Source organism: Pseudomonas sp. UBA1879 (assembly GCF_002338065.1).
In the GTDB taxonomy this organism is placed as follows: domain Bacteria; phylum Pseudomonadota; class Gammaproteobacteria; order Pseudomonadales; family Pseudomonadaceae; genus Aquipseudomonas.
Window position 1 is genome coordinate 114,965 of sequence record NZ_DDHJ01000002.1, and the last position, 22,920, is coordinate 137,884.

Here is a 22,920-nt window from a genome sequence, read left to right on the forward strand (position 1 = left end):
GGATGCCCTCCATGAAGGGCAGCCCAGGTGGCGACAGCAGACAGTTTCAGTCAGAGGTTGAAAACCCATAACTTGTGTAGACAACGAGCGAGTAGCCGGACAGTCAGCAAGTAGTATCGCGTAGCGTCGCTGCGATGGGACATGCGATTTTCGAGAAACCAAGCCAAATGTTTTCTTTGCCAAGCCCAAGGTGTTTCTCGCTGCCAGCGCTTTGCGATGTCAGCCTTGATGATATTCGCTTGCTTCAAATGACGTTGGCGTGTTGCATGCCACCCCGTCAACATCGCAACCAAGAACACCTCCATATCGAATGAATTACTCATGCCCGTCCTCCGAAATAGACAGCCGCCACATCGATCCGACCGTGCCCCAGCTCATAGCTGATTTGCCTTCGGGCCTCACGATCTAGGTGCCTGTCTACCTAGCAACATTGGCCGCCGTTGATAGGCGCACGGTGATGGGTGATTTGCTCAAAGCGCTCACAAGCGAATGCCGCTCGTAGCTCATGGTAGCCCTTGATGTTCTGTGCCTGCAGGATTTCCCGCGCAGGGCGGATGATTTCTTGCAGAAAATTCAGGTAGCTTTCGTCTGGCGCAATCAGGTTGCGGCTACCCGCAGGCGACACTTGCCGTGCAAACCCAAGTGCACCTCGAACATGGTCATCCACCGCAATCCAACGTGGCGCCGAGGCGCCAGCTCGGCCGCCTTTGGTGCCATCCTGGATGTTGATCCTGCCTAGGCCGTTAGCCTCACGACTAAGTCGAGGCAGGTCAGCCAAGATGGCCTCACGCAAGCGCATGCCGGTGGCTCGCGCCAACAGTACGATCGCTGCGGCCCGTCTCTGGTCACGGCTGCAAAGCGCATCGACGATCTGCTTCACCTGTTTGCGGTCTTGGCCCTGTGGCACCGACTGACGAACCCCAGTGCGCTGCATACCCAACGCCTTGCTCGGACTTGGTAACTTAACGTACTGATCACCGCGAAGCGCCGCCATGGTCCTGTTAACGCTGGATAGCCGGTTTTGTGCGGTGCTGACGGCAAGGTCGCCGCGCCTAACCATGTCGCGCAGATACGCTGCGTAGTCGGCCAACACCTTTCGATCAATCTGCCGCGCATCATTGATACCGGGCCCCTGTTCGGAGCGGCACCACTTCACGAATGCTTGCCACCTATCACTGTGCGCCTTGACCGTGCCGTAATGACCACCGCTGAACATGTCTTTCAGCGCCTGAGGTCCCGCGTAGCTCAGTTGCCTGCCGTAGCCGAAATTGCGGCCATCGCGTTTACCCACCAATGCCATGTTGGTCACCTCATCTGCTGTGCTCCGACTCTCGCCCCACGTCATCCCGCCAAGAATGTTGAGTGTTATCAGGGATCAAGGCCCCTGCGACCTGTGGGGTGTCCTCTAACGCGGGACTGGCGGCTCCTTACGACCGGGAGCAAGGGCATCTCATGATCTGGCCTCCTGAGCACCGATACTGGTGGGCGGGTGGAGGCAGCATTGGCTGACGAAACCAGCGCCGCGAGATCCTGAGTTGGGTGAAGGCAGCGATGTGATGACCGGGGCATGCCTGACTGTCAGTCAGGTGCAGTCCATTCCCTGGTCTGCGGCACCATCATCTACATCGCTGTTGCTGGCGACATCGGCGTTTGTCATGTCGATTGTCACGAGTGGAGTTGCCGCAAAGCCAAGTGCGATGAGGGCTGCAGCAGTGTTAGAAGCGCCCGTCTCTTTCCAGGAGAAAGAGACGGGCGCAGGTTGGCGCAAGATTCGGCCAAGCGGATAGGTTGCTGCAGGGCAGCGAAGTAGGAGGTGTTGCCTGGCGCACGAGGGCCATGATCTGAAGTAGGCATCCATCACCGGGGAGGTGACCTGGCGAGCTGCCGGATGCGAATCGCCATTTGGGGAAGAACCACCGCGAGAGCGGCGTGACCTTCAAGGCTCGGGCCACCTGGGTTGCTGTCATCGACAGCGCTTGCACGACCTGTTCTACGCCCGTGGATAATCGCGGTCAAGGTTTGAAATTCAGCGCCACTTTGGACTTTAAGAGCGGTTATCCACCGCTGGAATTCCGTGGTAAACCCTGGACAACGTAGTCGCTTTTAGCTCTTCAAAGTGAGGTCCTTCCAAACAGGGCGGCTTTGCAGCCCTGTTTGGAAGGACCCGTGCTGAGAAGCGAATAAGCGAGGCTGCTTGCCCTGAATCTTGAACGTTCAGTAGTTCGGCAATTATTGCGCCTGCAAAGCGCTAGCGAATCGGCACCACGTTCTTGTCTCTGACTTGGCCGTACGCTGAGGCGAGCAGGCTGCCGGTGGCGGCTTTCTGGATGTACTCACTCCACCAGGCCATCATCGGTCGCCTGCGTTCGATGTAGTCGGCTCGGTTGTAGGCGCTGCGTACCTCATCCTTGTCAACATGCGCCAGTGCGACCTCAATGAGCTCCGGGTCCCACCCATGTTCATTCAAGATGGTACTGGCCATCGAACGCATGCCGTGGCTGACCAAGCGATCCTGGAAGCCCATGCGTTTCAACACCATGTTCGCGGTCTGGCTATTCGCGTGGTTGCGTGGATTTCTGTCTGCCGGGAAGACGTATTCGCGATGGCCGCTGTGAGGCTTGAGTGACTCCAACAGCGTGACTGCTTGATCACTCAACGGGATGCTATGTGGGCGGCGCTTCTTCATCCGCTCCGGAGGGATAGTTCAGACACGCCTTTCAAAGTCGATGTCTGCCCAGCGAGTAGTTGCCGCCTCGGCGGGGCGCGTCATCGTGTGCAACTGCCATTCGATCAGGCAGCGGGTGGTGCGTTTGATACTGGCGTTCGCGATCTCCAGCATGAGCTCGGGGAGCTCTTCTGGCGGAAGCGCAGCCATGTTCTCTTTCTTGGGCTTCTTGAAGACTGCCCTGATGCCGGTGAGCGGGTTGGCGAAGATCAGGCCGGAGTTGACGCCGTAGGTCATGATCTCGTTTAGCCGCTGGCTGAGACGCTTGACCGTTTCCAGGCTGCCTTTCGCTTCGATTGGGCGAAGCAGTCCGATCACCATCGGCGCAGTGATTTTCGCGAGTGGGGTCGTCTTCATATCGGGGAACACGTGCAGCGTGAGCGACCGCCAAATGTCCTCGGCGTAGGCCGGGGTGACCGAGTCTTTCTTGAGTTCAAACCAGGCGGTGGCCACATTCTCGAAGGTGTGTTCGGTTTCCGCGCGTTTGGCTTCATTCAGCGTATTGCGCTGCACCTTCGGATCGATGCCTTGGGCGAGCAGCTCGCGTGCATCGACTGCCATCTTTCGTGCATTCGCCAGCGACAGTTCGGGATAGGTCCCGAAGCCGATGTTGATGCGCTTCTTGGTCACCGGTTCGCGGTAGTTGAAATTCCACAGCAACGAGCCGTTGCTGCGTACCCGGAGCTGCAAACCATCGCCGTCAGTGAGGACGTAATCCTTGGACGCGGGTTTGACTCCCTTGAGCTGTCGATCGGAGAGGCGGATGTTTTGAGCAGGCATGAGATTGTCCTCAGGCACTGATTCGGTATTCCAAAGCTTAGCACCGGGTGAGGTGGAATACCGCCTGGAATACCCGAACTGCTGGAACTCAAAAACTATCAAAAGACCGCAAAAGCGCTGGAGGCCGCGTATTTGCTGGATCGCAGGCACAAAAAAAGACGTCCGTGGACGTCTTTGTTTGATCATTTGGTGGAGCCGGGGGGATTTGAACCCCCGTCCGCCAGTACTCCGCTTTCGGGCCTACATGCTTAGCCGTGTCTATTAAGTTAACCCTCAGCGACCCGACGGGCAGGGTGCTTTGGGCGAGCTGTGTAAGTTTTAGCCGATTCGTCCACAGCGTACTGCACGGCGATCCTGTTCTGTATGACAATCATTTCGGGTTTACAGGCATCCCCTGATGATTGCTGGAGCCGAAGCTACCAGAAGGAAGGCTAGCGCCGCTTACGCAGCGAGAGCTTGTTCCCCGTAGGTTTCGTCATTGGCAACTATAGAAAGTTGCAACAGTGGATTTACGACTTCTGTTACCAAGTCGGCATGCCCCTAGAGTTTCATCACCGGCGTCGAATCCTAATCGGCCCCAATTCTGCTGCTCTAGCAGTCAGGCCGCGGAGTGTACCCGAATCAATGAGATACGTCGACTCCGAGGCTTGGCCAGCGTCACCAAGCCAGCCCGAAGGCTGGCTAGCGTGCCGCAGGGTCTTACTTGGCGTTACCGCCGTCAGAGCCATCGCCGCCGGTTTTCAGGGAGGTGATTTCTTTGGTAGTGAGCTCGATGCATTTCTTGTCATCGCCTGCTTTTTGCGCGGCGGTGGCGGCAGTGAGGGTTTTTTCCAGCTCGTCTTTGGTGTCTGCGCTCATGTTAGTGCTCGTGGACGTATGAGCATCCTTCAGCGTTTGCAAGTTGGCGCCACACAGGTCATCGGCGGCGAACACCGGGGAACCCAACAGTGCAGCGGTAAGAAACAGACCAGTCAGTGCTGTGCGCTTCATGTGTATCTCCTTGAGCCTGTTGACTCGGTATGGCCGCTCAATTGGGGCCTTTTTCCGAGATAGAGGAATAAGCGCTGATGGGGTTGTAGCGCTTAAAGACATGGACTGCCGCCCACCGCAGGGGTTCTATTTATTTTGCAAATGGTGTGAAAAAGCCATGTTGCAGCATGTGTCAGGGAAATGGAGCGATCATCGCCCCATTTGTGTGCATCAGTCAGCTATTGGTCGAGTGACGCGATCCACCAGATACACCAGGCTGTGGTAGTCAATTCCGCCGTGTTGCGACAAGCCGATCTCACAGGTGCGGCTGGTTGAAATGCCCTCAGAACAGTCATGGACGGCGCCTTTCAAGGTGCGCAGTGAGTGAGCATTCAGCTCAGGTGTGGTGAAGCCTTTGTCGCCCGCGAACCCGCAGCAGTGGATGCCTTCAGGGATGACCACGTTGACGCTGCACAGGCGGGCGAGATCGATCAGTGCCTGGCTTTCTCCCAGGTGTTGAGTGCTGCAGGTGACGTGGACAGCGATGGCTTCCTGTTGCGGCGTGAACTCCAATTTGTCGAGTAGGTGCGTGCGGATGAAACGCACGGGGTCGTATAAATCCAGGCGCGTGCCTTTGAGGTCCTGCAGCAGACGCAGCGTGCAGGGGCTGGTGTCGCAGTAGATCGGGTCAACGCCGCCACGACTGGCTTCGGTCAGTGCCGCGAGGAGTTGTTGGCGCTTCGCCTCGGCCTGGTCGGGATAGCCTTTGGAGGCGAACGGTTGACCGCAGCAGAGCGCGTCCTGATTCTCGGGGAATACCACTTGATAGCCTGCTTTTTCCAGCAGTCCACGGGTTTTGTCCATCAGCGACGTTTGCTCTCGGTCGGTCGCTGCCGGGCCCATGACGCGTGAGACGCACGCGGCCAGGTACACCACGCGGGGCCGTTGATCTTCAACGGGCGGCGTGAAGCGAATAGCGTGTTGCGGTTGTGGCATGGCCGGGGTCCATTGCGGTACGCGCCTCGATGAGGCCTTGGTGAGCGCGGCGGAAACTTTGGCCAGCCGTGGCGCCCCGAGCAGCATGCGAGCGCCGTTGACGGCATGCAGCGTGAAGCGCGCGCCGTTGAGTGCAGCCGTGAAGTGCTCGGCCAGCCACCCAGCGGTTTTGCCGTGACGCGCTTCCTGTGCTCGCAGCTTTTTAACCAACTCGCCGGTGTTGATGCCCACCGGGCAGCGTTGCGCACACAGCCCTGTCGCCGCGCAGGTGTCGATGCCTTGGTAGTGGTAATCGCGTTCCAGTTCGGTGGTATCGGTGCCTGCACGTTTTTTCGCTTGAATGTGACGCCATATGACGATGCGCTGGCGCGGACTGAGGGTCAGTCCTCTGGATGGGCAGACGGGTTCGCAAAACCCGCACTCGATGCATTTGTCGACGATCTCATCGGCGGCAGGCATGGGTTTGAGGTGCTTGAGGTGGATCTGCGGGTCTTCGCTCAACACTACGTCCGGGTTAAGAATGCCGTTGGGGTCGAGCAGCCGTTTGAGTTCCCACATCAATTGGTACGCGTCGCGGCCCCACTCGAGCTCAACGAACGGCGCCATGTTGCGCCCGGTGCCGTGTTCGGCTTTGAGCGAGCCGTTGAATTCGACGGCGACGAGTTGCGTGACGTCATCCATGAACGCCGAATAGCGCGCCACTTCCTGCGGGTCGTTGAAGCCTTGGGTGAAGACGAAATGCAGGTTGCCCTCCAGCGCGTGGCCAAACAGGATCGCCTCGTCGTAGTGATGCTTGTCGAACAGCTCGATCAGGCGACGCACGCCGATGGCCAGTTGTTCGACCGGAAAGGTCACGTCTTCGATGATCACCGTTGTGCCGGTCTCGCGCACCGCGCCGACGGCAGGAAAGGTGTCCTTGCGGATGGCCCATAGACGGGCGTTTTCCAGCGGGTCTTCAGTGAAATCGACCTGCTTCTCGACCGGGAAATGCGCGATCGAAGCCATGATCTGCGCCAACTGTTCATGCAGCAAAGGCTGCGTCGCGGCTCGGGCTTCGATGAGCAGGGCGCAGGCGTTTTCCGACAGCTCACGCACGAACGCCGGCATGCCGGGTTTATTCTGCACCGAGCGCATGCTGCGTCTGTCCAGCAGTTCAACGGCGGACACGGGCTGGGTTTTCAGGACGGTCACGGCGTTGCAGCAAGTTTCCACATCCGGAAACACAATCAGCGCCGAGGCTTTGTTGGGATGATCGGGCACGGTGTCGTAGGTCACGGCGCTGATGAACCCCAGTGTGCCCTCGGAGCCGACCAGCAGATGGCTCAGGATGTCCAGCGGCTCGTCAAAATCGATCAGCGCGTTGAGCGATAGACCGGTGGTGTTTTTCAGGCGATATTTGTGGCGAATTTTTGCGGCCAGCACCGTGTTGGCGCGAGTCTCGCGACCCAGTTCGGCGAGACGTTCCAGCAGATCGCCGTGACTGGCACGGAACGCCGCAATGCTCTGCGGATCTTCGGTGTCCACGCCCGTGCCATCTGCCAGCACCAGCCGCATCCCGGCAAGCGTGTGATAGGTGTTCTGGGCTGTGCCGCAGCACATGCCGCTGGAGTTGTTGGCGACGATGCCGCCGATCTTGGCCGCGTTGATAGAGGCGGGGTCCGGGCCGATCTTGCGCCCGAACGGCGTCAGCCAGGCGTTTGCCTGTGCGCCGATCACCCCCGGTTGCAGGCGAATCTGTTCACCTTGGCCGCGGATTTCTCGGCCGTTCCAGTTATCACCCAGCACCAGCAACACAGAATCGCTGATCGCCTGGCCAGACAGGCTGGTCCCTGCCGCACGAAAGGTGACGGGCACCCTGTCGACTTGCGCCAGCTTGAGCAGTGTCGCGACTTCATCTTCGGATTCAACGCGAATCACCAGTTTCGGGATCAGCCGATAAAAGCTGGCGTCAGTGCCAAAGGCTAGCGTCGAGAGCGGATCGTCAAACATGCGTCCGGCAGGAATCAGGCGCTTCACATCGGCCAGGAATGAGGCGGGGAGGCTCATAGAATCTTCCTCATCTGCCGCGACGTCTGATGCGCCGCGTGCACGAACTCGAAGGGCGCGGAAGCGCCCGTTTCACTTAGGAAATCAGCGATTCACGCACGAGGGAGTCTCGGGTGATTTCACTGATGGATTTGGCGCCGGTCAGCACCATCGCCACGCGCATCTCTTTTTCGAACAAATCGAGCAGATGCTTCACACCCGCTTCGCCATGGGTGGCGAGGGCGTAAAGAAAGGCGCGACCGATCAGCACGGTATCGGCGCCGAGGGCGATCATCCTCACTACGTCCAGGCCGCTGCGAATGCCGGAGTCGGCGAGGATCTTGATCTCGCCTTTCACAGCATCGGCAATGGCAGGCAAGGCGCGGGCACTGGAGAGCACGCCGTCGAGCTGACGACCGCCGTGGTTAGAAACGACGATGCCGTCAGCGCCGAATTTCACCGCATCGCGCGCGTCTTCCGGGTCCAGGATGCCCTTGATGAGCATGGGGCCGTCCCAGAATTCACGAATCCATTCCAGGTCCTTCCACGAGATCGAGGGGTCAAAGTTGTTGCCCAGCCAGGCGATGTAGTCAGTGAGCCCAGTGGGGTTGCCACGATAGGCCGAAACGTTGCCCAAGTCGTGGGGACGGCCGTTGACGCCGACGTCCCACGCCCATTGAGGGTGGGTCATGGCCTGCAGCACGCGACGAATCGGGCCGTTTTTGCCGCTCATGCCGGAGTGCAGGTCGCGGTACCGTGCGCCCGGGACGGGCATGTCCACGGTGAACACCAGGGTCTTGACCCCGGCGGCCTTGGCGCGCTCGAGGGCGTTGCGCATGAAGCCGCGATCTTTCAGCACGTAGAGCTGAAACCACATGGGGCGGTCGATGGCAGGCGCGACTTCTTCGATCGGGCACAGCGACACGGTCGACATCGTAAAAGGGATGCCCTTGGCGGTGGCGGCACGCGCGGCCTGAACCTCGCCACGGCGGGCGTACATCCCACAGAGGCCGATCGGCGCCAACGCGATGGGCATGCTCAGTGTTTCGTTGAACAGCGTGGTTTGCAGGCTCAATTCGGACATGTTTTTCAGCACGCGCTGACGCAGCGCGATACCCGCAAGGTCCGACACGTTGTGACGCAGGGTGTGTTCGGCGTAGGCGCCACCGTCGGCGTAGTGAAACAGAAAGGGCGGCAATTTGCGTTTGGCGGCGGCGCGATAATCAGTGGCAGCAGAAATGATCATGGTGTCTCGCAACGTTGAGTGAGCGCAGCGGCGGCCGGGCGTGAAACGTCACACCCGGCGCCTCTCGTATTAATGAACCAGCATGCCCGTCAACCAATACGCCTGAACGTAGGTGACAACGCCGACGATCGCGGCGAAGAACAGGCTGTGTTTGAGGGTGAAGCGGAACAGATCCGACTCCTTGCCGACCAGCCCGGTCGCCGCACAGGCGACCGCGATCGATTGCGGGGAAATCATCTTGCCGGTCACGCCGCCGGTGGAGTTGGCGGCCACCATCAGCACATCACTGACCCCGACTTGATGCGCGGTCGTCGCTTGCAACGAACCGAACAGCGCGTTGGACGAGGTGTCGGAGCCGGTCAGAAACACGCCCAGCCAGCCCAGGAACGGCGAGAAGAACGGGAAGGCAGAACCCGTTGCGGCCAGCACCAGCGCGAGGGTTGTCGACATGCCCGAGTAGTTCATGACGAAGGCGAAGGCCAGCACCATGCCAATGGAGACGATGGCCCAACGTAGTTCGACGAGGGTTTCCTTGAAATTGGACAGACCGGTTTTCACGTCAATTCGCAGCACGATCATCGACAGAATTGCCGACAGCAGAATCGCACTGCCCGAGGCGGCCAGCAGATCAAACTTGTAAACGGCGGGCATCGCGGTCGGGTTCGCGACGATGGGGGCCATCTTCATGACCAGTTGATCCAAATGCGGAACCGGGAAGTTCATGGTCAGCGCTTGCAGAGGCCCGCCAGCAGCAAACAGCGCCTTGAAGGGCTTCAAGGTCCAGATCGTCACGACCACGGTGAGAATCAGAAACGGCGACCACGCTTTGATGATCGTACCGGCCGAGTAAGGGGAGGCTTTTGTCGTCCGCGGCTGATTAAAACCGCCCGACCCACCCATCACGGCGGCGCCGCCAGGGGCGGTTGCGACCTGGAATTGCTCAGCGCGCGCAGGCTGCCAGACTTTCAGGAACAGCGTGAGCGATACCAGGCTGACTAGCGCCGAAGTGATGTCTGGCAGCTCTGGACCTATGAAGTTCGAGGTCAGGTATTGCACGACGGCGAAGCTGCCACCTGCCACCAATGCCGCAGGCCAGGTTTCTTTCACGCCTTTGACGCCGTCCATGATGAACATCAGCCAGAACGGCACGAACACTGACAGCAGGGGCAATTGACGGCCCGCCATAGCGCCAATTTTGAACGCGTCGATGCCCGATACCTGACCGGCCACGATAATCGGGATCCCCAAAGCGCCAAACGCCACTGGGGCAGTGTTTGCGATCAGACACAAACCGGCTGCATAAAGGGGGTTCAGCCCCAGGCCGACGAGCAGGGCCGCGGTGATCGCCACTGGCGCACCAAAGCCTGCCGCACCTTCCAAAAATGCGCCGAAACAGAAGCCGATGAGCAAGACCTGCAAACGCTGATCGTCGGTGACCGACATGATCGAGCTGCGGATGATCTCGAATTGGCCACTTTTGACAGTGAGTTTGTAGAGAAACACCGCCGCGATGATGATCCACGCGATGGGCCACAGACCGTACAGGAAGCCATACATTGCCGAAGCGATGGCCATGTCTGCGGGCATGTGGAAAGCGAAGATCGCGATCAGCACGGCCAGTAGGAGGGTGATGGTGCCTGCGATGTGGCCCTTCATCCGGAAAACGGCCAATGCCAGGAAGAAGAAGGCAATCGGAATAAGCGCAACGAGCGCCGATAGGCCCAGGCTGCCGAGTGGTGTGTAGAGCTGTTGCCAGGTTTGCATGTGGGAGGCCCCTAGTTGTTGTTTGATTAGGCCCGGTGTCCATGTCCTACGTGCGCGGCTCCTGCAAGCGACAGCTGTCGTCCTGCCGATGCTGACGAACGAATCGCACAGCTCACCAGCTCAAGCCCTTCTCCGCCAGAAAGGCTAGCAACGCCTCGGGTGTACCCGACGCGTCGGCATTGTAAATTGGTAATACCAATTTACAATGTCTTGGCGCTAGGTTAGAAGCCTTAGCGTTGATGTGTCAATTTGTGACCTTAGAACTTTTGTAGCAGTTGTCAGGCATTTCCTCTGAGATGGCGACTTTTCCTGCATCTGCTGGGTGAATGTCCGACTGCAATCAGTGAGAATGTGCGCCCTCCGCCATATGGCAGGCAGGAGAGTGAGAAAGGTGAAGTGAGGCGGTATGGGTTTTGATCAGGTGCGTCAGCGTCGGTTGTCTGACGATATTGTCGAACAGCTCGAACGAATGATTCTGGAAGGCACGCTTAAAGCGGGTGGCCGCTTGCCTGCCGAACGGGCGCTGGCCGAGCAATTCGGCGTGTCGCGCCCATCGTTACGCGAAGCCATTCAAAAGCTCACTGCCAAAGGGCTGCTGATCAGCCGGCAGGGCGGGGGCAATTACGTGGTTGAAAGCCTGGGTTCTACGTTCAGCGACCCCCTGCTTCATCTGTTGGAAAGCAGCACCGACGCGCAGCGGGACTTGCTGGAGTTTCGGCACACTCTGGAGGCGTCTTGTGCCTATTACGCGGCTGTCCGGGCGACGGATGTTGACCGCGTGCGTTTGCGTGAGGCGTTCGATGCTCTGCAAGATTGCTACAGCCGGGCCGATGAAGTCAGCCGCGCCGAAGAGGGCGCCGCGGATGCGAATTTTCACCTGGCTATCGCCGAGGCCAGTCACAACGCCGTATTGCTGCATACCATTCGCGGTCTCTTCGACTTACTGAGGCGCAATGTCGTGACCAATATCGGCGGCATGTACAAGCAGCGCACCGAAACCCGCGACATGCTGATTACCCAGCACCGGGAGCTGTACCTGGCGATCATCGAAGGGCGAGCGGACGATGCCCGCGAGGTATCGAGCCGTCATTTGCTGTATGTGCAGGAAGTGCTGGAAGAGGTGCGTCAGCAGGTGGAGCGTACGGCGCGGGCTGAGCGGCGGAACGGGATGTGAGAAGGGGTGTTGACTAACCCTGTGGGAGCCGGCTTGCTGGCGAAAGTGGCGGATCAGTCAACGCATCAGCAACTGACCTATCGCCTTCGCCAGCAAGCCGGCTCCCACAAGGATTGCGTCCGGCCAGGGCCATCCGCTGTCGAGGAGGATTAATCTTCCTTGCCCTTGTTCCGTACGGCGCGCTGGAGTTCGCGATTGGAGTCGCGTTCGCGCTCGGTGTCACGCTTGTCGTATTCCTTCTTGCCTTTACCGAGGGCGATTTCGCACTTGATCAAGTGCGCCTTCCAGTAAAGGGCGAGGGCAACGGCGGTGTAACCTTTTTGCGCCACTGCGGCGTTGAGCCGTTCGAGTTCACGCTTGTTCAGCAGCAGTTTGCGGGTGCGTGTCGGGTCAGCGATGACGTGGGTACTGGCTGTCGTCAACGGCGTGATATGGCTGCCCATCAGCCAGGCCTCACCGTCCTTGAGCAGCACGTAACTGTCCACCAGCTGCACCTTGTTGGCACGCAGGCTTTTTACTTCCCAACCGGCCAGGACCAGACCGGCCTCGAACTTGTGTTCGATGAAGTAATCGTGTCGCGCCTTCTTGTTTTGCGCGATGGTCCCTGTGGGGTGTTTCTTGAGCTTGGCCATAGGCGACGCATTATAGGGATCAACTGTGCTCTCGGCTATGGGGATGCTGCGTGCTTGAGCGCGTTGAGTGAATCCCGGACAATGCGCGATCTTTTTTGGGTGTGGGACACGTTAACGATGTCAACGGACAAGGTTTCAGTCCACGGGAGCTGGGCGAGTCGCTGGGTGTTCATCCTGGCCGCCACAGGCTCGGCGGTGGGGTTGGGCAGTATATGGAAATTTCCCTACATGGTCGGCGTCTACGGCGGCGGCGCGTTTGTGCTGGTGTTCCTGGCATGCATCGCGCTGATCGGCATTCCAGTGATGATGGCCGAAACCCTGATCGGTCGCCGCGCCCGGCAAAGCCCGGCCAACGCGCTGAAAGTGCTGGCCCGTGAGTCAGGTCATTCGACAAAGTGGTCATGGGGTGCATTTGCCGGGATGATCACCGCGCTGCTGATTCTTTCTTTTTATAGCGTGGTCGGGGGCTGGTCGCTGGAGTACATCGTCGATGTGGGCAAGGGTGATTTTCAGTCGGTCACACCCGATGGCGTCGGCGCATTTTTCGGTGAGCTGATCGCCGACCCGTGGCGCATGGTGGCGTGGCATACGTTGTTCATGGTGCTGTCGGCGATCACCATCGCCAAGGGCGTGAACGCAGGTCTGGAACGCAGTTTGCGCATTCTCATGCCGCTGTTATTTGTGCTGATGGTGATCTTGCTGGGCTACAGCCTGACCACCGGGCATTTCATGGAAGGCGTGCATTTCATGTTCGACTTCAAGCCCGAGCAGATCATGGAAGGCTTGCTGCCGGCGATGGGGCACGCGTTTTTCTCGCTGAGCGTGGGCGTCGGTTCGATCATGATTTACGGCGCCTACATGACCAAGGAGGCGTCGATCAGCGCGACGGTGGTGGGCGTGGCACTCCTGGACACGTTCGTCTCATTGCTGGCCGGCCTGGCTTTGTTTCCAATTGTGTTCGCGGCGGGGCTGAACCCGAGCGAGGGACCGGGCTTGATGTTCGTTACCTTGCCTTACGCGTTTGGTAACGTAGCGTTCGGCACCGTGATGGGCGTGGTGTTTTTCATTCTGGTCGCAGTGGCTGCCTGGAGCTCGGCGATTTCGTTACTTGAGCCTATGGTCGCGTACCTGGTGGAACGCACTAAACTGCGTCGCGGATGGGTGACGTTCTGGCTGTCTTTCATCTGCTGGTTCGTGGGTTTGGGCACCGTGTTCTCGTTCAACATCTGGAAGCAGGCCAAATTTTTCGTGAACGAAGGCGGCGCGTTTCACCTCTACCAGTGGGGCGCGACGGCGGGGCTGGACTTCTTCGGCGTGATCGATTTCTTCACGTCCCGGATCATGCTGCCGCTGGGTGGCTTGTGCTTTGTGATCTTTGCAGGTTGGGTGATGGGCCGTGAGGCAGTGCGTGACGAGTTGTCCGTGCGCAGTCCGGTCCTGTTCGCTCTGACGTTCTTTTTGATGCGCTATGTAGCGCCGATCGGCATTCTGATTGTCTTTGCCGCTCAGCTTTGGAAATGACGCTGACATGACTACGCATATTCAACGTTCGGCCCTTTTGCCCTACCCTGCGGAAGCGCTGTATGACCTGGTCAACGACGTGGCTCGCTATTCGGAATTTTTGCCATGGTGTTCCGGCGCCAAGGTGCTGGAACAAAGCGACACGTCCATGCGCGCACGGGTCGAAGTGGCCAAGGGCGGGTTGAGCCAGCATTTTGTGACCCGCAACACACTGACGCCAGGGCAGACGATTGAAATGAATCTTGAAGAGGGTCCTTTCAGCCAGCTGCACGGCGTCTGGACCTTCAAGGTGCTCAACGAGAAGGCCTGCAAGATCAGCCTTGACCTGTCATTCGAATATTCCGGCTCCATTGTACGGGCGACCCTCGGTCCTCTGTTCAATCAGGCCGCGAACACGTTGGTCGATGCGTTCTGCCAGCGTGCCAAAGAGCTGTATGGCTGACCCGATGATCCGTGTCGAAGTGGTGTATGCCACTGCCGAACGCCAGGTGTTGGTCGTTGTCGACGTGCCTGTGGGAACGACTGTGTTTGAAGCGGCGCAGGCGTCGGGCCTCACGCGTCAGTTCACTGAGCTGGATCTGGCGCAGAGCCCGATGGGAATATTTGGCAACGTCGTCAGCGACCCGAAAGTGCGCTCGTTAGCAGGAGGGGATCGGGTGGAAATTTATCGCCCGCTTCTGGCTGATCCAAAAGAGGTACGCCGTCTACGTGCCGAGAAGGCAGCGAAGGCAAAGAGGGCGCAAAAACCGATTTAAGTTTTGCATGGGCTCGATTGCACAGACGTAAAAAAGCCCGGGATTCCGGGCTTTTTTGTACCGCCGCTCTGAGCTTGCAGCGAGTATCAGCGTGGATTAGTGTCCAGCGGTTCCTGATTCGGGACCGGCACTGTCTCGACTTTGTCGACGTCGTTTTGGATCTGCTCAAGCAAAGAACCAGGCTTCGGCGGCTCTTCTTTCTGCGGCTGATCGCCTTTGTTTTCAGGGGTGACGCTGGTATCGCTCGGCTTGCCGAGGATCGCTTCGTCGCGGCTTACACCCGGTTTGAAGTCGCCAGAAAGGCTCGCCAGTTGATCGTTACCGTTGAAGATCAGGCTGATGCGTTCCTGTTGGCGTTCACCGCCACCGGGCTGCAGGCTGTAGAGATAGTCCCAGCGGTTCGGGTGGAAGGTATCGGTCAGGAGAGGGTTGCCCATGATAAACCGTACTTGCCGTCGGGTCATTCCGGGACGCAACTGGTCTATCATGTCTTGCGTGACGACATTGCCCTGTTGGATGTCGATTTTATAAACCCCGGGGAATGAACAACCGGCGAGTGCGAGCAGTCCCACGAAGGTGAAACTGGTTAGCAAGAGCTTGGTGTTTTGCATCGGTGGGCGACTTCCACTATCTTGGCTGGGACAACGTAAACCCCGATCATACCTGCATTAAGAGAAGCTGCGAAGCAGCGTCTGCGAGAAAGCTGACCATGGTTGAAAATAGCGAACTACGCAAAGCTGGACTTAAAGTGACTCTGCCACGGGTCAAGATCCTTCAAATGCTCGATTCTGCCGAGCAGCGCCATATGAGCGCGGAGGACGTCTACAAGGCACTGATGGAGGCCAACGAAGACGTCGGTCTGGCGACGGTTTACCGTGTTTTGACTCAGTTCGAAGCGGCCGGATTGGTGGTTCGCCACAATTTCGACGGCGGTCATGCTGTGTTTGAATTGGCCGACGGAGGCCACCACGACCACATGGTCAATGTGGAGTCCGGTGAGGTAATCGAGTTCTTCGACGAAGAGATCGAGAAGCTGCAAAAAGCCATTGTGGTCAAGCACGGCTTCGAGTTGGTGGACCACAATCTGGTGCTCTACGTACGCAAGAAAAAAGCGTAAGTTTTTTTTGGATGCGTAAAAAAGGCGACCTCAGGGTCGCCTTTTTTGTTTCTCGTAGATAACGTCGCGTCGCCGCTGATCTGGCTGTGGTATCGAATCCCTTCGCCCCTCGGAGCAACAGATTGCGAATTTTTAGCCCGCTGGCGGCTCTTGCATGAATTTGCCCCCACAGCGAGGGCGTGCTTGTTCCAGCGAGATCGAACGGATCAGGATTTGGAGGCAACCACCATTTTCTTCGCGTGAGCCAGCGATTCTTTGGTGAGGTCGATCCCGCCCAGCATTCGCGCCACTTCCTCCACACGCTCATTCTTGCTGAGCTTCGAAACGGCCGTACGCGTGACCTCTTCGTCGCGAACCTTGTGCACGAACAAATGCTGATGACCCTGGGCGGCCACCTGTGGCAAGTGCGTCACGGTCATGACCTGACCGCGCTCGCCGAGCCTGCGCAGCAACTGCCCGACAATTTCAGCCGTAGGTCCACCGATGCCAACGTCGACTTCGTCGAACACCAGCGTTGGCACCCTTGATGTTTGAGCGGTGATAACCTGAATTGCGAGGCTGATCCGCGACAGTTCGCCCCCCGATGCCACTTTCGCCAGAGCCTTGAGCGGTTGACCGGGGTTGGCGCTGACTAACAACTCGACCTGCTCAAGCCCGTTGGGTGACAACTCTTTGTCGGCGTTTGTCTTCAGTTCGATATTGAACCGTCCTCCGGGCATGCCCAGCCGCTGGATCTCATGCTCAACGGCGTGGGCCAACTCGGGTGCCGCACGGTGACGCAAATCGCTCAGCTCACGAGCCTTTTCTTGATAGTGGCGAGCGTACGAGCCCAGTTCGTGTTCCAGGCGCTCGATGGCCTCGTCATTGGCGTTGAGCGTCTCGATTTCGTCCAGCAGCTTTTGATGCAGGGCTGGCACTTCGGTGGGCTGCACTCGGTGTTTTCTGGCCAGCGTGTAGATCGTGTCCAGACGCTCTTCGATCTGTTGCAGTCTCGCGGGGTCGGCTTCGAAACGATCAAGAAAGCGGTTGATTTCGCCGACCGCTTCCTCGACCTGAATTTGGGCACTGGAGAGCAGATTGGTTGCCTCGTTCAGCGCGTCGGGTGAATTGTTGACGCTGGTCAGCCTGTTAAGGCTGGCGGTCAGTGCGTTCAGCGCATTGCCTGAATCGCTTTCGCTGCACAGCTCGACCACCTGGCGGCAAATGCCCAGCAGGCTTTCGGCGTTGGTCAGGGTCGTGTGTTCCTGCTCCAACTGTTCAAGCTCGTGCTCGCCCAGGCTTAAGCCTTCGAGCTCTTCGAGCTGGTAGCTCAACAGCTGGTGTTTGGCTCGCTGTTCATCGCCGGAGTTGGACAGCCGTTCCAGTTCCTGACGGGTCTGACGCCAGCGCTGCGCAGCCAGCTGTACTTGCCGCGCCAGATCAGTCGCGCCGGCGTATTCGTCCAGGAGCCGGCGATGGGTATCCGTTTTCAGCAGTGATTGATGTTCGTGCTGGCTGTGAATGTCGATCACCAGTTCGCCCAGCGCTTTCAAGTCGCCTTGAGGGCAAGGCGTACCGTTTATATACGAGCGTGAGCGACCTTCAGCGGTGATGACCCGGCGCAGGATGCACGGGCCATCGGTGTCCAGATCGCGCTCAGACAACCAGGTGCGCGCTTCCGGAATATCCGAGACATCGAAGGTGGCCAGGATGTCGGCCTTATCGGCACCCGGTCTCACTACGCCGCTGTCGGCCCGATCGCCGAGCGTCAGGCCCAGTGCGTCGAGCATGATCGACTTGCCAGCACCGGTTTCCCCGGTAATCACACTCATGCCTCGATCGAGTTCAAGGTCGAGGTGTTCAACGATGGCGTAGTTATGTATGGACAGGTGCAGCAGCATAAGGGCGGCTCCCAAGCGATTTGTCTGGTTATTTATACAGTGTTTCGCTTCGGGCTGACAATGCCCGGCCTTAGCTCGTTTCGAGAGGTGGCCCGGCATTTTTAGCACTAACGCTTTGAATTGGCAGGTCGAAACGCGATGCGAGTCATGTCGGAAATTTTGTAGGGGTATTCGCGTTCTCCTTCGCTCCGAGCCCTTGAAGCCGAAAATTCCGGCCCCATATAGCCGAACAGAAGCGTGAGTTAGGCTCACGGACGTCATTGGAAGGAGAGAGTTATGGCCGACGAACAGAACCCGGATATGCAGGCTCAGGATCAAGCTGCCGATGCAGCGCATTCCGGAGAAGATTTGGCAACCCGCGTGCAAGTGCTGGAAGAGCAACTGGCGGCAGCGAAGGACCAGTCTCTGCGTGTCGCTGCGGATCTGCAAAACGTCCGCCGCCGTGCTGAGCAGGACGTGGAGAAGGCTCACAAATTCGCATTGGAGAAATTCGCCAGCGACCTGCTGCCGATCGTCGACAGTCTGGAGCGCGGTCTGGACCTGTCCAACCCGGATGACGAGAGCATCCGTCCGATGCGTGAAGGCATCGAGCTGACCCTGAAAATGTTTGGCGACACCCTCAAGCGCTATCAGCTTGAAGCCATCGATCCGCACGGTCAGCCATTCAATGCCGAGCATCATCAGGCGATGGCAATGCAAGAGAGCGCCGACGTTGAGCCGAACAGCGTTCTGAAAGTGTTCCAGAAGGGTTATCAGCTCAATGGCCGCCTGCTGCGCCCGGCCATGGTTGTGGTCAGCAAGGCACCGTCGCCTGTTGCACCGTCAATTGACGAGCAGGCTTGAAATCAGCTGAGTGGCCCCCATTTACAGGCCATGCGTTTAAAGAATTACCGCAATTTGTAAACGCAGTTGCGGCAACCTAATTGAAGTTTCGGGAGAGTCAAAACATGGGCAAGATTATCGGTATCGACCTGGGGACCACCAACTCCTGCGTTTCGGTTCTGGAAAACGGTAAAGCCAAGGTGATCGAGAACGCCGAAGGCGCGCGGACCACCCCTTCGATCATTGCGTACGCCAATGATGGCGAAATTCTGGTCGGCCAGTCGGCCAAGCGTCAGGCTGTCACCAACCCGCACAATACGCTGTACGCGGTGAAGCGTCTGATCGGTCGTAAATTCGACGAAGAAGTCGTTCAGAAAGACATCAAGATGGTGCCCTACACCATTGCCAAGAACGACAATGGCGATGCATGGGTGTCGGTCAACGACAAGAAGATGTCGCCGCCTCAGATTTCCGCTGAAATTCTGAAGAAGATGAAAAAGACCGCCGAAGACTACCTTGGCGAGTCCGTTACTGAAGCAGTCATCACTGTTCCGGCCTACTTCAACGACAGCCAGCGTCAGGCGACTAAAGACGCTGGCCGTATCGCCGGTCTGGACGTCAAACGCATCATCAACGAACCGACCGCAGCCGCTCTGGCTTACGGTATGGACAAAGCCAAAGGCGACCACACTGTCATCGTTTATGACTTGGGTGGCGGTACGTTCGACGTCTCGGTCATTGAAATCGCCGAAGTCGATGGCGAGCACCAGTTTGAAGTGTTGGCCACCAACGGCGACACCTTCCTGGGCGGTGAAGACTTCGACATTCGCCTGATCGACTACCTGGTGGACGAATTCAAGAAAGAAAGCGGCATGAACCTCAAAGGTGACCCGCTGGCAATGCAGCGTTTGAAAGAAGCTGCCGAGAAGGCCAAGATCGAGCTGTCTTCCAGCCAGTCCACCGATGTCAACCTGCCGTACATCACTGCAGACGCCACCGGTCCTAAGCACCTGAACGTCAAGATTTCTCGTGCCAAGCTGGAATCGTTGGTCGAGGATCTCGTTCAGCGCACCATCGAGCCTTGCCGCATTGCGCTGAAAGACTCGGGTATCGACATTGGCGCGATCAACGACGTGATCCTGGTGGGCGGTCAGACCCGTATGCCGCTGGTTCAGAAGGCGGTCACCGATTTCTTCGGCAAAGAAGCCCGTAAGGACGTCAACCCTGACGAAGCCGTCGCCATGGGTGCCGCGATTCAGGGTGCGGTACTGGCCGGTGACGTGAAAGACGTGCTGCTGCTGGACGTCAGCCCGCTGACGCTGGGTATCGAAACCATGGGCGGCGTGATGACCGCGCTGATCGAGAAAAACACCACGATTCCGACCAAGAAATCGCAAGTGTTCTCGACCGCCGACGACAACCAGAGCGCCGTGACTATCCATGTCCTGCAAGGTGAGCGTAAGCAAGCCACTCAGAACAAATCGTTGGGCAAATTCGACCTGGCCGAGATTCCACCCGCTCCACGTGGCGTCCCTCAGATTGAAGTGACCTTTGACATCGACGCCAACGGCATCCTGCACGTTGGCGCTAAAGACAAGGCCACTGGCAAGACTCAATCGATCGTGATCAAGGCCAACTCGGGTCTGTCGGACGAAGAAATCCAGCAGATGATCCGCGACGCCGAAGCGAACTCGGAAGAAGACCGTAAGTTCGAAGAGCTGGCCGCTGCCCGTAACCAGGGTGACGCACTGGTTCACTCGACTCGCAAAATGGTCGCTGACGCGGGCGACAAAGTCACTGCCGAAGAGAAGACCGCAATCGAAGCGGCTGTTGTTGCGCTGGAAGCTGCTGTCAAAGGTAGCGACAAAGCCGACATCGACGCCAAGGTCGAAGAGCTGTCGAAGGTGTCTGCGCCAGTCGCTCAGAAAATGTACGCCGAACAGGCTGAAAAGCCTGAGGCTGGTGCCCAGGCGGCGCAGGAAGAGCACAAGGCTGATGACGTTGTCGACGCTGAGTTCGAAGAAGTGAAAGACCAGAAGTAATGCAAGACAAGTAGGCGCAGGCTCACTTGATCGCCGGTTGACCGCTGTTGTGCGGTCGCTGGTAGGATGTCGCCGCGCGGGGGCTTGCTCCCGCGTTGGCGTGTCTGGAATACAGGATTTTTTCTGAGGCTCGCGACGCGTCGCTGCGAGCCTTGTGGCAAAGCCGGATGCTCCTGCAGTCCGGCTGTTCTGCCGCTTTTTTCGGTAGATCGAAGGCCGTTGAACCAAGACCAGGATCGTTGAATTGACGTGAGTTGGGTCCGGGCCTGAAAGGGGCTCAACGAGTTCGGCAAACTCAGGAGGGTTATGCCGGACGTCCTCAAGAGTGCAGAAAACTTATGTCAAAGCGTGACTATTACGAAGTATTGGGGGTGGAGCGGGGCTCCAGCGAAGCGGACCTGAAAAAGGCATACCGTCGTCTCGCAATGAAATATCACCCTGACCGCAACCCGGGCGACAAAGCCTCGGAAGATGCGTTCAAGGAAGCCAACGAAGCTTACGAAGTGCTGTCCGATGCCAGCAAACGCGCGGCCTATGACCAGTATGGTCATGCCGGCGTCGATCAAGGCATGGGAGGCGGCGGCTTTGGCGGGGGTGGCGCGAATTTCTCCGACATTTTCGGCGATGTCTTCAGCGACTTTTTCGGTGGCGGCCGCGCCGGTGGCGGTGGTCGAGGCGGTGCGCAACGCGGCAGTGACCTGCGTTACACCTTGGAACTGAACCTTGAAGAAGCTGTGCGTGGCACGACTGTCAGCATTCGCGTACCCACGCTGGTGAACTGCAAACCTTGCGATGGCACCGGGGCCAAGAAAGGTTCTTCACCTGTGACCTGCCCAACCTGCGGCGGCATCGGTCAGGTGCGTATGCAGCAGGGCTTCTTCTCGGTGCAGCAAACCTGTCCGCGTTGCCACGGCAACGGCAAGATCATTTCCGACCCTTGCGAGTCCTGCCACGGTGAAGGCCGTGTCGAAGAGTACAAGACGCTATCGGTCAAGGTGCCTGCGGGCGTCGACACCGGCGACCGTATTCGTTTGTCGGGCGAAGGCGAGGCGGGTGTTCAAGGCGGGCCGACGGGCGACCTCTACGTCGTGATCAACGTGCGCGAGCACGCGATCTTTCAGCGCGATGGCAAGCACCTGTATTGCGAGGTGCCGATCAGTTTCACTGACGCAGCGTTGGGCGGCGAGCTGGAAGTGCCGACCCTGGATGGTCGCGTCAAATTGAAGATTCCTGAAGGCACACAGACCGGCAAGCAATTCCGTCTGCGCGGTAAAGGTGTTGCGCCGGTGCGTGGCGGTGGTGCAGGTGATTTGATGTGCCGCGTTGCAGTGGAAACCCCGGTCAATCTCGGTCGTCGTCAGCGCGAATTGCTCGAAGAATTCCGCGCGTCGCTGGAAGGTGACAGCTCTCATTCGCCGAAGGCCAGTGGCTGGTTCGAAGGTGTGAAGCGTTTCTTCGGCGACCTCTAAGGAGCAGGGCATGCGACGTATTGCGGTAATGGGCGCTGCCGGGCGTATGGGTAAAAACCTGGTAGAAGCCGTTCAAGAACGTGCGCCACTGACGGGACTGACGGCGGCGATCGTTCGCCCAGGCAGTACCATGATTGGCGCCGATGCAGGCGAATTGGCTTCGCTGGGTCGGATCGGCGTGCAATTGACCGGTCATCTGGAGCAGGTCGCGGACGAGTTTGATGTCCTGATCGACTTCACTCTGCCGGAGGTCATGCTGAAAAATCTGGCGTTCTGCCGTAAGGCCGGGAAGGCCATGGTGATCGGTACGACAGGGCTGAGTGCCGATCAAAAGCAGCTGTTGAGCGAAGCGAGCCAAGAGATTCCGATTGTCTTCGCCTCCAACTTCAGTGTTGGGGTGAACCTGTCCTTCAAGCTGCTGGATCTGGCGGCGAGGGTGATGGGGGGCGACGCCGACATCGAAATCATTGAGGCGCATCATCGCAATAAAGTCGATGCGCCGTCGGGCACTGCGGTCAGCATGGGCGAAGTGGTGGCCAACGCTTTGGGTCGTGATCTGAGCAAGGTGGCGGTCTATGGTCGCGAAGGCCATACCGGCGTTCGTGAACGCGAGACCATCGGTTTCGCCACTGTGCGTGGCGGCGATGTAGTCGGAGACCACACGGTGTTATTCGCGACTGAAGGTGAACGCCTCGAAATCACACACAAAGCGTCCAGCCGCATGACGTTCGCCAAAGGTGCGGTGCGGGCAGCGCTTTGGCTCGATGGAAAAACGCCGGGCCTTTACGATATGCAGGACGTGCTCGACCTGCGCACGTAGCGCACAAGCGTAATCCGGAACGCGGGCGATGAGGCTTTTTGACTGTCTCTTGCCCGCGGTTTCAACTTGCTTGGTGATGTTCTGTCGCATTCCTCCGGCTTCAAGGCGTTTTAGCGGTGGATTAAAAAACACTTTTTCTGTAAGCTACAGCTTTAGTGTGTCCACTAAAAGCGCGCAGATAAT

At 58.4% G+C, this 22,920-nt stretch carries 17 protein-coding genes, 1 other RNA gene and 2 pseudogenes; 9 read left to right on the forward strand and 11 right to left on the reverse strand.

Annotated elements, in window-relative coordinates; genetic code table 11:
• Positions 1-50: 50 nt before the first annotated feature.
• The 8 genes and pseudogenes from B3N48_RS02315 to B3N48_RS02350 all read right to left on the reverse strand — a co-directional run bounded on the left by B3N48_RS02315 (position 51) and on the right by B3N48_RS02350 (position 10,505).
• A complete protein-coding gene (locus B3N48_RS02315) occupies positions 51-323 on the reverse strand; it encodes a hypothetical protein (protein ID WP_296178915.1) in 273 nt (90 codons plus the stop codon).
• Positions 320-1,300, reverse strand: a pseudogene (locus B3N48_RS02320) (integrase domain-containing protein). Before B3N48_RS02320 ends, B3N48_RS02315 begins: the two are co-directional and overlap by 4 nt.
• A gap of 948 nt (positions 1,301-2,248) precedes the next feature.
• Positions 2,249-3,505: pseudogene (locus B3N48_RS02325) on the reverse strand (integrase domain-containing protein).
• A 187-nt stretch (positions 3,506-3,692) separates the two neighbouring features.
• Positions 3,693-4,084: a transfer-messenger RNA gene (ssrA, locus tag B3N48_RS02330) on the reverse strand.
• A 120-nt stretch (positions 4,085-4,204) separates the two neighbouring features.
• Positions 4,205-4,495, reverse strand: a complete 291-nt coding sequence (locus B3N48_RS02335; RefSeq protein WP_296178916.1) for a hypothetical protein — start codon at positions 4,493-4,495, stop codon at positions 4,205-4,207.
• Positions 4,496-4,705: 210 nt separating this feature from the next.
• On the reverse strand, positions 4,706-7,516 hold the full coding sequence (locus B3N48_RS02340) for an FAD-binding and (Fe-S)-binding domain-containing protein (protein ID WP_296178917.1): 2,811 nt from the start codon (positions 7,514-7,516) through the stop codon (positions 4,706-4,708).
• Positions 7,517-7,592: 76 nt separating this feature from the next.
• Entirely contained in the window at positions 7,593-8,741 is a 1,149-nt protein-coding gene (lldD, locus tag B3N48_RS02345) for an FMN-dependent L-lactate dehydrogenase LldD (RefSeq protein ID WP_296178918.1), read from the reverse strand.
• A 69-nt stretch (positions 8,742-8,810) separates the two neighbouring features.
• Positions 8,811-10,505, reverse strand: coding sequence for a lactate permease LctP family transporter (locus B3N48_RS02350; RefSeq protein ID WP_296178919.1), 1,695 nt, complete (start codon positions 10,503-10,505; stop codon positions 8,811-8,813).
• A 406-nt stretch (positions 10,506-10,911) separates the two neighbouring features.
• Here B3N48_RS02350 and B3N48_RS02355 point away from each other — a divergent pair, with 406 nt between their 5' ends.
• On the forward strand, positions 10,912-11,679 hold the full coding sequence (locus B3N48_RS02355; RefSeq protein WP_296178920.1) for a GntR family transcriptional regulator: 768 nt from the start codon (positions 10,912-10,914) through the stop codon (positions 11,677-11,679).
• A 149-nt stretch (positions 11,680-11,828) separates the two neighbouring features.
• Here the strand turns inward: B3N48_RS02355 and smpB are convergent, their stop codons facing one another.
• Positions 11,829-12,311 (reverse strand): SsrA-binding protein SmpB, encoded by a 483-nt coding sequence (gene smpB / locus B3N48_RS02360; protein WP_062389795.1) that lies wholly within the window; start codon positions 12,309-12,311, stop codon positions 11,829-11,831.
• A gap of 117 nt (positions 12,312-12,428) precedes the next feature.
• Here smpB and B3N48_RS02365 point away from each other — a divergent pair, with 117 nt between their 5' ends.
• Genes B3N48_RS02365 through B3N48_RS02375 form a run of 3 tightly spaced genes read left to right on the forward strand, consistent with a single transcriptional unit; the run spans position 12,429 to position 14,587 of the window.
• Positions 12,429-13,832, forward strand: a complete 1,404-nt coding sequence (locus B3N48_RS02365; RefSeq protein WP_296178921.1) for a sodium-dependent transporter — start codon at positions 12,429-12,431, stop codon at positions 13,830-13,832.
• Positions 13,833-13,839: 7 nt separating this feature from the next.
• Complete coding sequence (locus tag B3N48_RS02370) at positions 13,840-14,274, forward strand: type II toxin-antitoxin system RatA family toxin (RefSeq protein ID WP_296178922.1); 435 nt, start codon at positions 13,840-13,842, stop codon at positions 14,272-14,274.
• Positions 14,267-14,587, forward strand: coding sequence for an RnfH family protein (locus B3N48_RS02375; protein WP_296178923.1), 321 nt, complete (start codon positions 14,267-14,269; stop codon positions 14,585-14,587). The genes B3N48_RS02370 and B3N48_RS02375 overlap by 8 nt, the downstream gene beginning before the upstream one ends.
• 86 nt (positions 14,588-14,673) lie before the next feature.
• On the opposite strand, the gene B3N48_RS02380 is transcribed toward B3N48_RS02375, so the two are convergent.
• On the reverse strand, positions 14,674-15,198 hold the full coding sequence (locus B3N48_RS02380; RefSeq protein WP_296178924.1) for an outer membrane protein assembly factor BamE: 525 nt from the start codon (positions 15,196-15,198) through the stop codon (positions 14,674-14,676).
• A gap of 98 nt (positions 15,199-15,296) precedes the next feature.
• Between B3N48_RS02380 and fur the strand changes: the two genes are divergently transcribed.
• The gene (gene fur, locus B3N48_RS02385; protein WP_110951407.1) at positions 15,297-15,704 is read left to right on the forward strand and encodes a ferric iron uptake transcriptional regulator; all 408 of its coding nucleotides are present in this window, start codon (positions 15,297-15,299) and stop codon (positions 15,702-15,704) included.
• A gap of 206 nt (positions 15,705-15,910) precedes the next feature.
• Here fur and recN read toward each other — a convergent pair whose 3' ends face one another.
• On the reverse strand, positions 15,911-17,584 hold the full coding sequence (gene recN, locus B3N48_RS02390) for a DNA repair protein RecN (RefSeq protein ID WP_296178925.1): 1,674 nt from the start codon (positions 17,582-17,584) through the stop codon (positions 15,911-15,913).
• A 276-nt stretch (positions 17,585-17,860) separates the two neighbouring features.
• On the opposite strand from recN, the gene grpE reads away from it, so the two are divergent.
• From grpE to dapB, 4 genes are all read left to right on the forward strand, one after another.
• A complete protein-coding gene (grpE, locus tag B3N48_RS02395) occupies positions 17,861-18,427 on the forward strand; it encodes a nucleotide exchange factor GrpE (RefSeq protein WP_296178926.1) in 567 nt (188 codons plus the stop codon).
• Between the two features lie 104 nt (positions 18,428-18,531).
• Entirely contained in the window at positions 18,532-20,448 is a 1,917-nt protein-coding gene (gene dnaK, locus B3N48_RS02400; protein WP_296178928.1) for a molecular chaperone DnaK, read from the forward strand.
• Between the two features lie 338 nt (positions 20,449-20,786).
• Positions 20,787-21,917, forward strand: coding sequence for a molecular chaperone DnaJ (gene dnaJ / locus B3N48_RS02405; RefSeq protein WP_296178930.1), 1,131 nt, complete (start codon positions 20,787-20,789; stop codon positions 21,915-21,917).
• A gap of 10 nt (positions 21,918-21,927) precedes the next feature.
• Positions 21,928-22,737: a 4-hydroxy-tetrahydrodipicolinate reductase gene (dapB, locus tag B3N48_RS02410; RefSeq protein WP_296178931.1), complete on the forward strand. Its 810-nt coding sequence runs from the start codon at positions 21,928-21,930 to the stop codon at positions 22,735-22,737.
• The last annotated feature ends 183 nt before the right edge of the window (positions 22,738-22,920 follow it).

Excerpts from the sequence above, each read along its gene's own strand:
- B3N48_RS02340 (WP_296178917.1), bottom strand. The coding sequence starts at position 7,516 with ATGAGCCTCCCCGCCTCATTCCTGGCCGATGTGAAGCGCCTGATTCCT.
- lldD (WP_296178918.1), bottom strand. The coding sequence starts at position 8,741 with ATGATCATTTCTGCTGCCACTGATTATCGCGCCGCCGCCAAACGCAAA.
- B3N48_RS02355 (WP_296178920.1), top strand. The coding sequence starts at position 10,912 with ATGGGTTTTGATCAGGTGCGTCAGCGTCGGTTGTCTGACGATATTGTC.
- smpB (WP_062389795.1), bottom strand. The coding sequence starts at position 12,311 with ATGGCCAAGCTCAAGAAACACCCCACAGGGACCATCGCGCAAAACAAG.
- B3N48_RS02380 (WP_296178924.1), bottom strand. The coding sequence starts at position 15,198 with ATGCAAAACACCAAGCTCTTGCTAACCAGTTTCACCTTCGTGGGACTG.
- B3N48_RS02315 (WP_296178915.1), bottom strand. The coding sequence starts at position 323 with ATGAGTAATTCATTCGATATGGAGGTGTTCTTGGTTGCGATGTTGACG.
- dapB (WP_296178931.1), top strand. The coding sequence starts at position 21,928 with ATGCGACGTATTGCGGTAATGGGCGCTGCCGGGCGTATGGGTAAAAAC.
- fur (WP_110951407.1), top strand. The coding sequence starts at position 15,297 with ATGGTTGAAAATAGCGAACTACGCAAAGCTGGACTTAAAGTGACTCTG.
- B3N48_RS02375 (WP_296178923.1), top strand. The coding sequence starts at position 14,267 with ATGGCTGACCCGATGATCCGTGTCGAAGTGGTGTATGCCACTGCCGAA.
- B3N48_RS02365 (WP_296178921.1), top strand. The coding sequence starts at position 12,429 with ATGTCAACGGACAAGGTTTCAGTCCACGGGAGCTGGGCGAGTCGCTGG.
- recN (WP_296178925.1), bottom strand. The coding sequence starts at position 17,584 with ATGCTGCTGCACCTGTCCATACATAACTACGCCATCGTTGAACACCTC.
- B3N48_RS02335 (WP_296178916.1), bottom strand. The coding sequence starts at position 4,495 with ATGAAGCGCACAGCACTGACTGGTCTGTTTCTTACCGCTGCACTGTTG.
- grpE (WP_296178926.1), top strand. The coding sequence starts at position 17,861 with ATGGCCGACGAACAGAACCCGGATATGCAGGCTCAGGATCAAGCTGCC.
- dnaK (WP_296178928.1), top strand. The coding sequence starts at position 18,532 with ATGGGCAAGATTATCGGTATCGACCTGGGGACCACCAACTCCTGCGTT.
- B3N48_RS02350 (WP_296178919.1), bottom strand. The coding sequence starts at position 10,505 with ATGCAAACCTGGCAACAGCTCTACACACCACTCGGCAGCCTGGGCCTA.
- B3N48_RS02370 (WP_296178922.1), top strand. The coding sequence starts at position 13,840 with ATGACTACGCATATTCAACGTTCGGCCCTTTTGCCCTACCCTGCGGAA.
- dnaJ (WP_296178930.1), top strand. The coding sequence starts at position 20,787 with ATGTCAAAGCGTGACTATTACGAAGTATTGGGGGTGGAGCGGGGCTCC.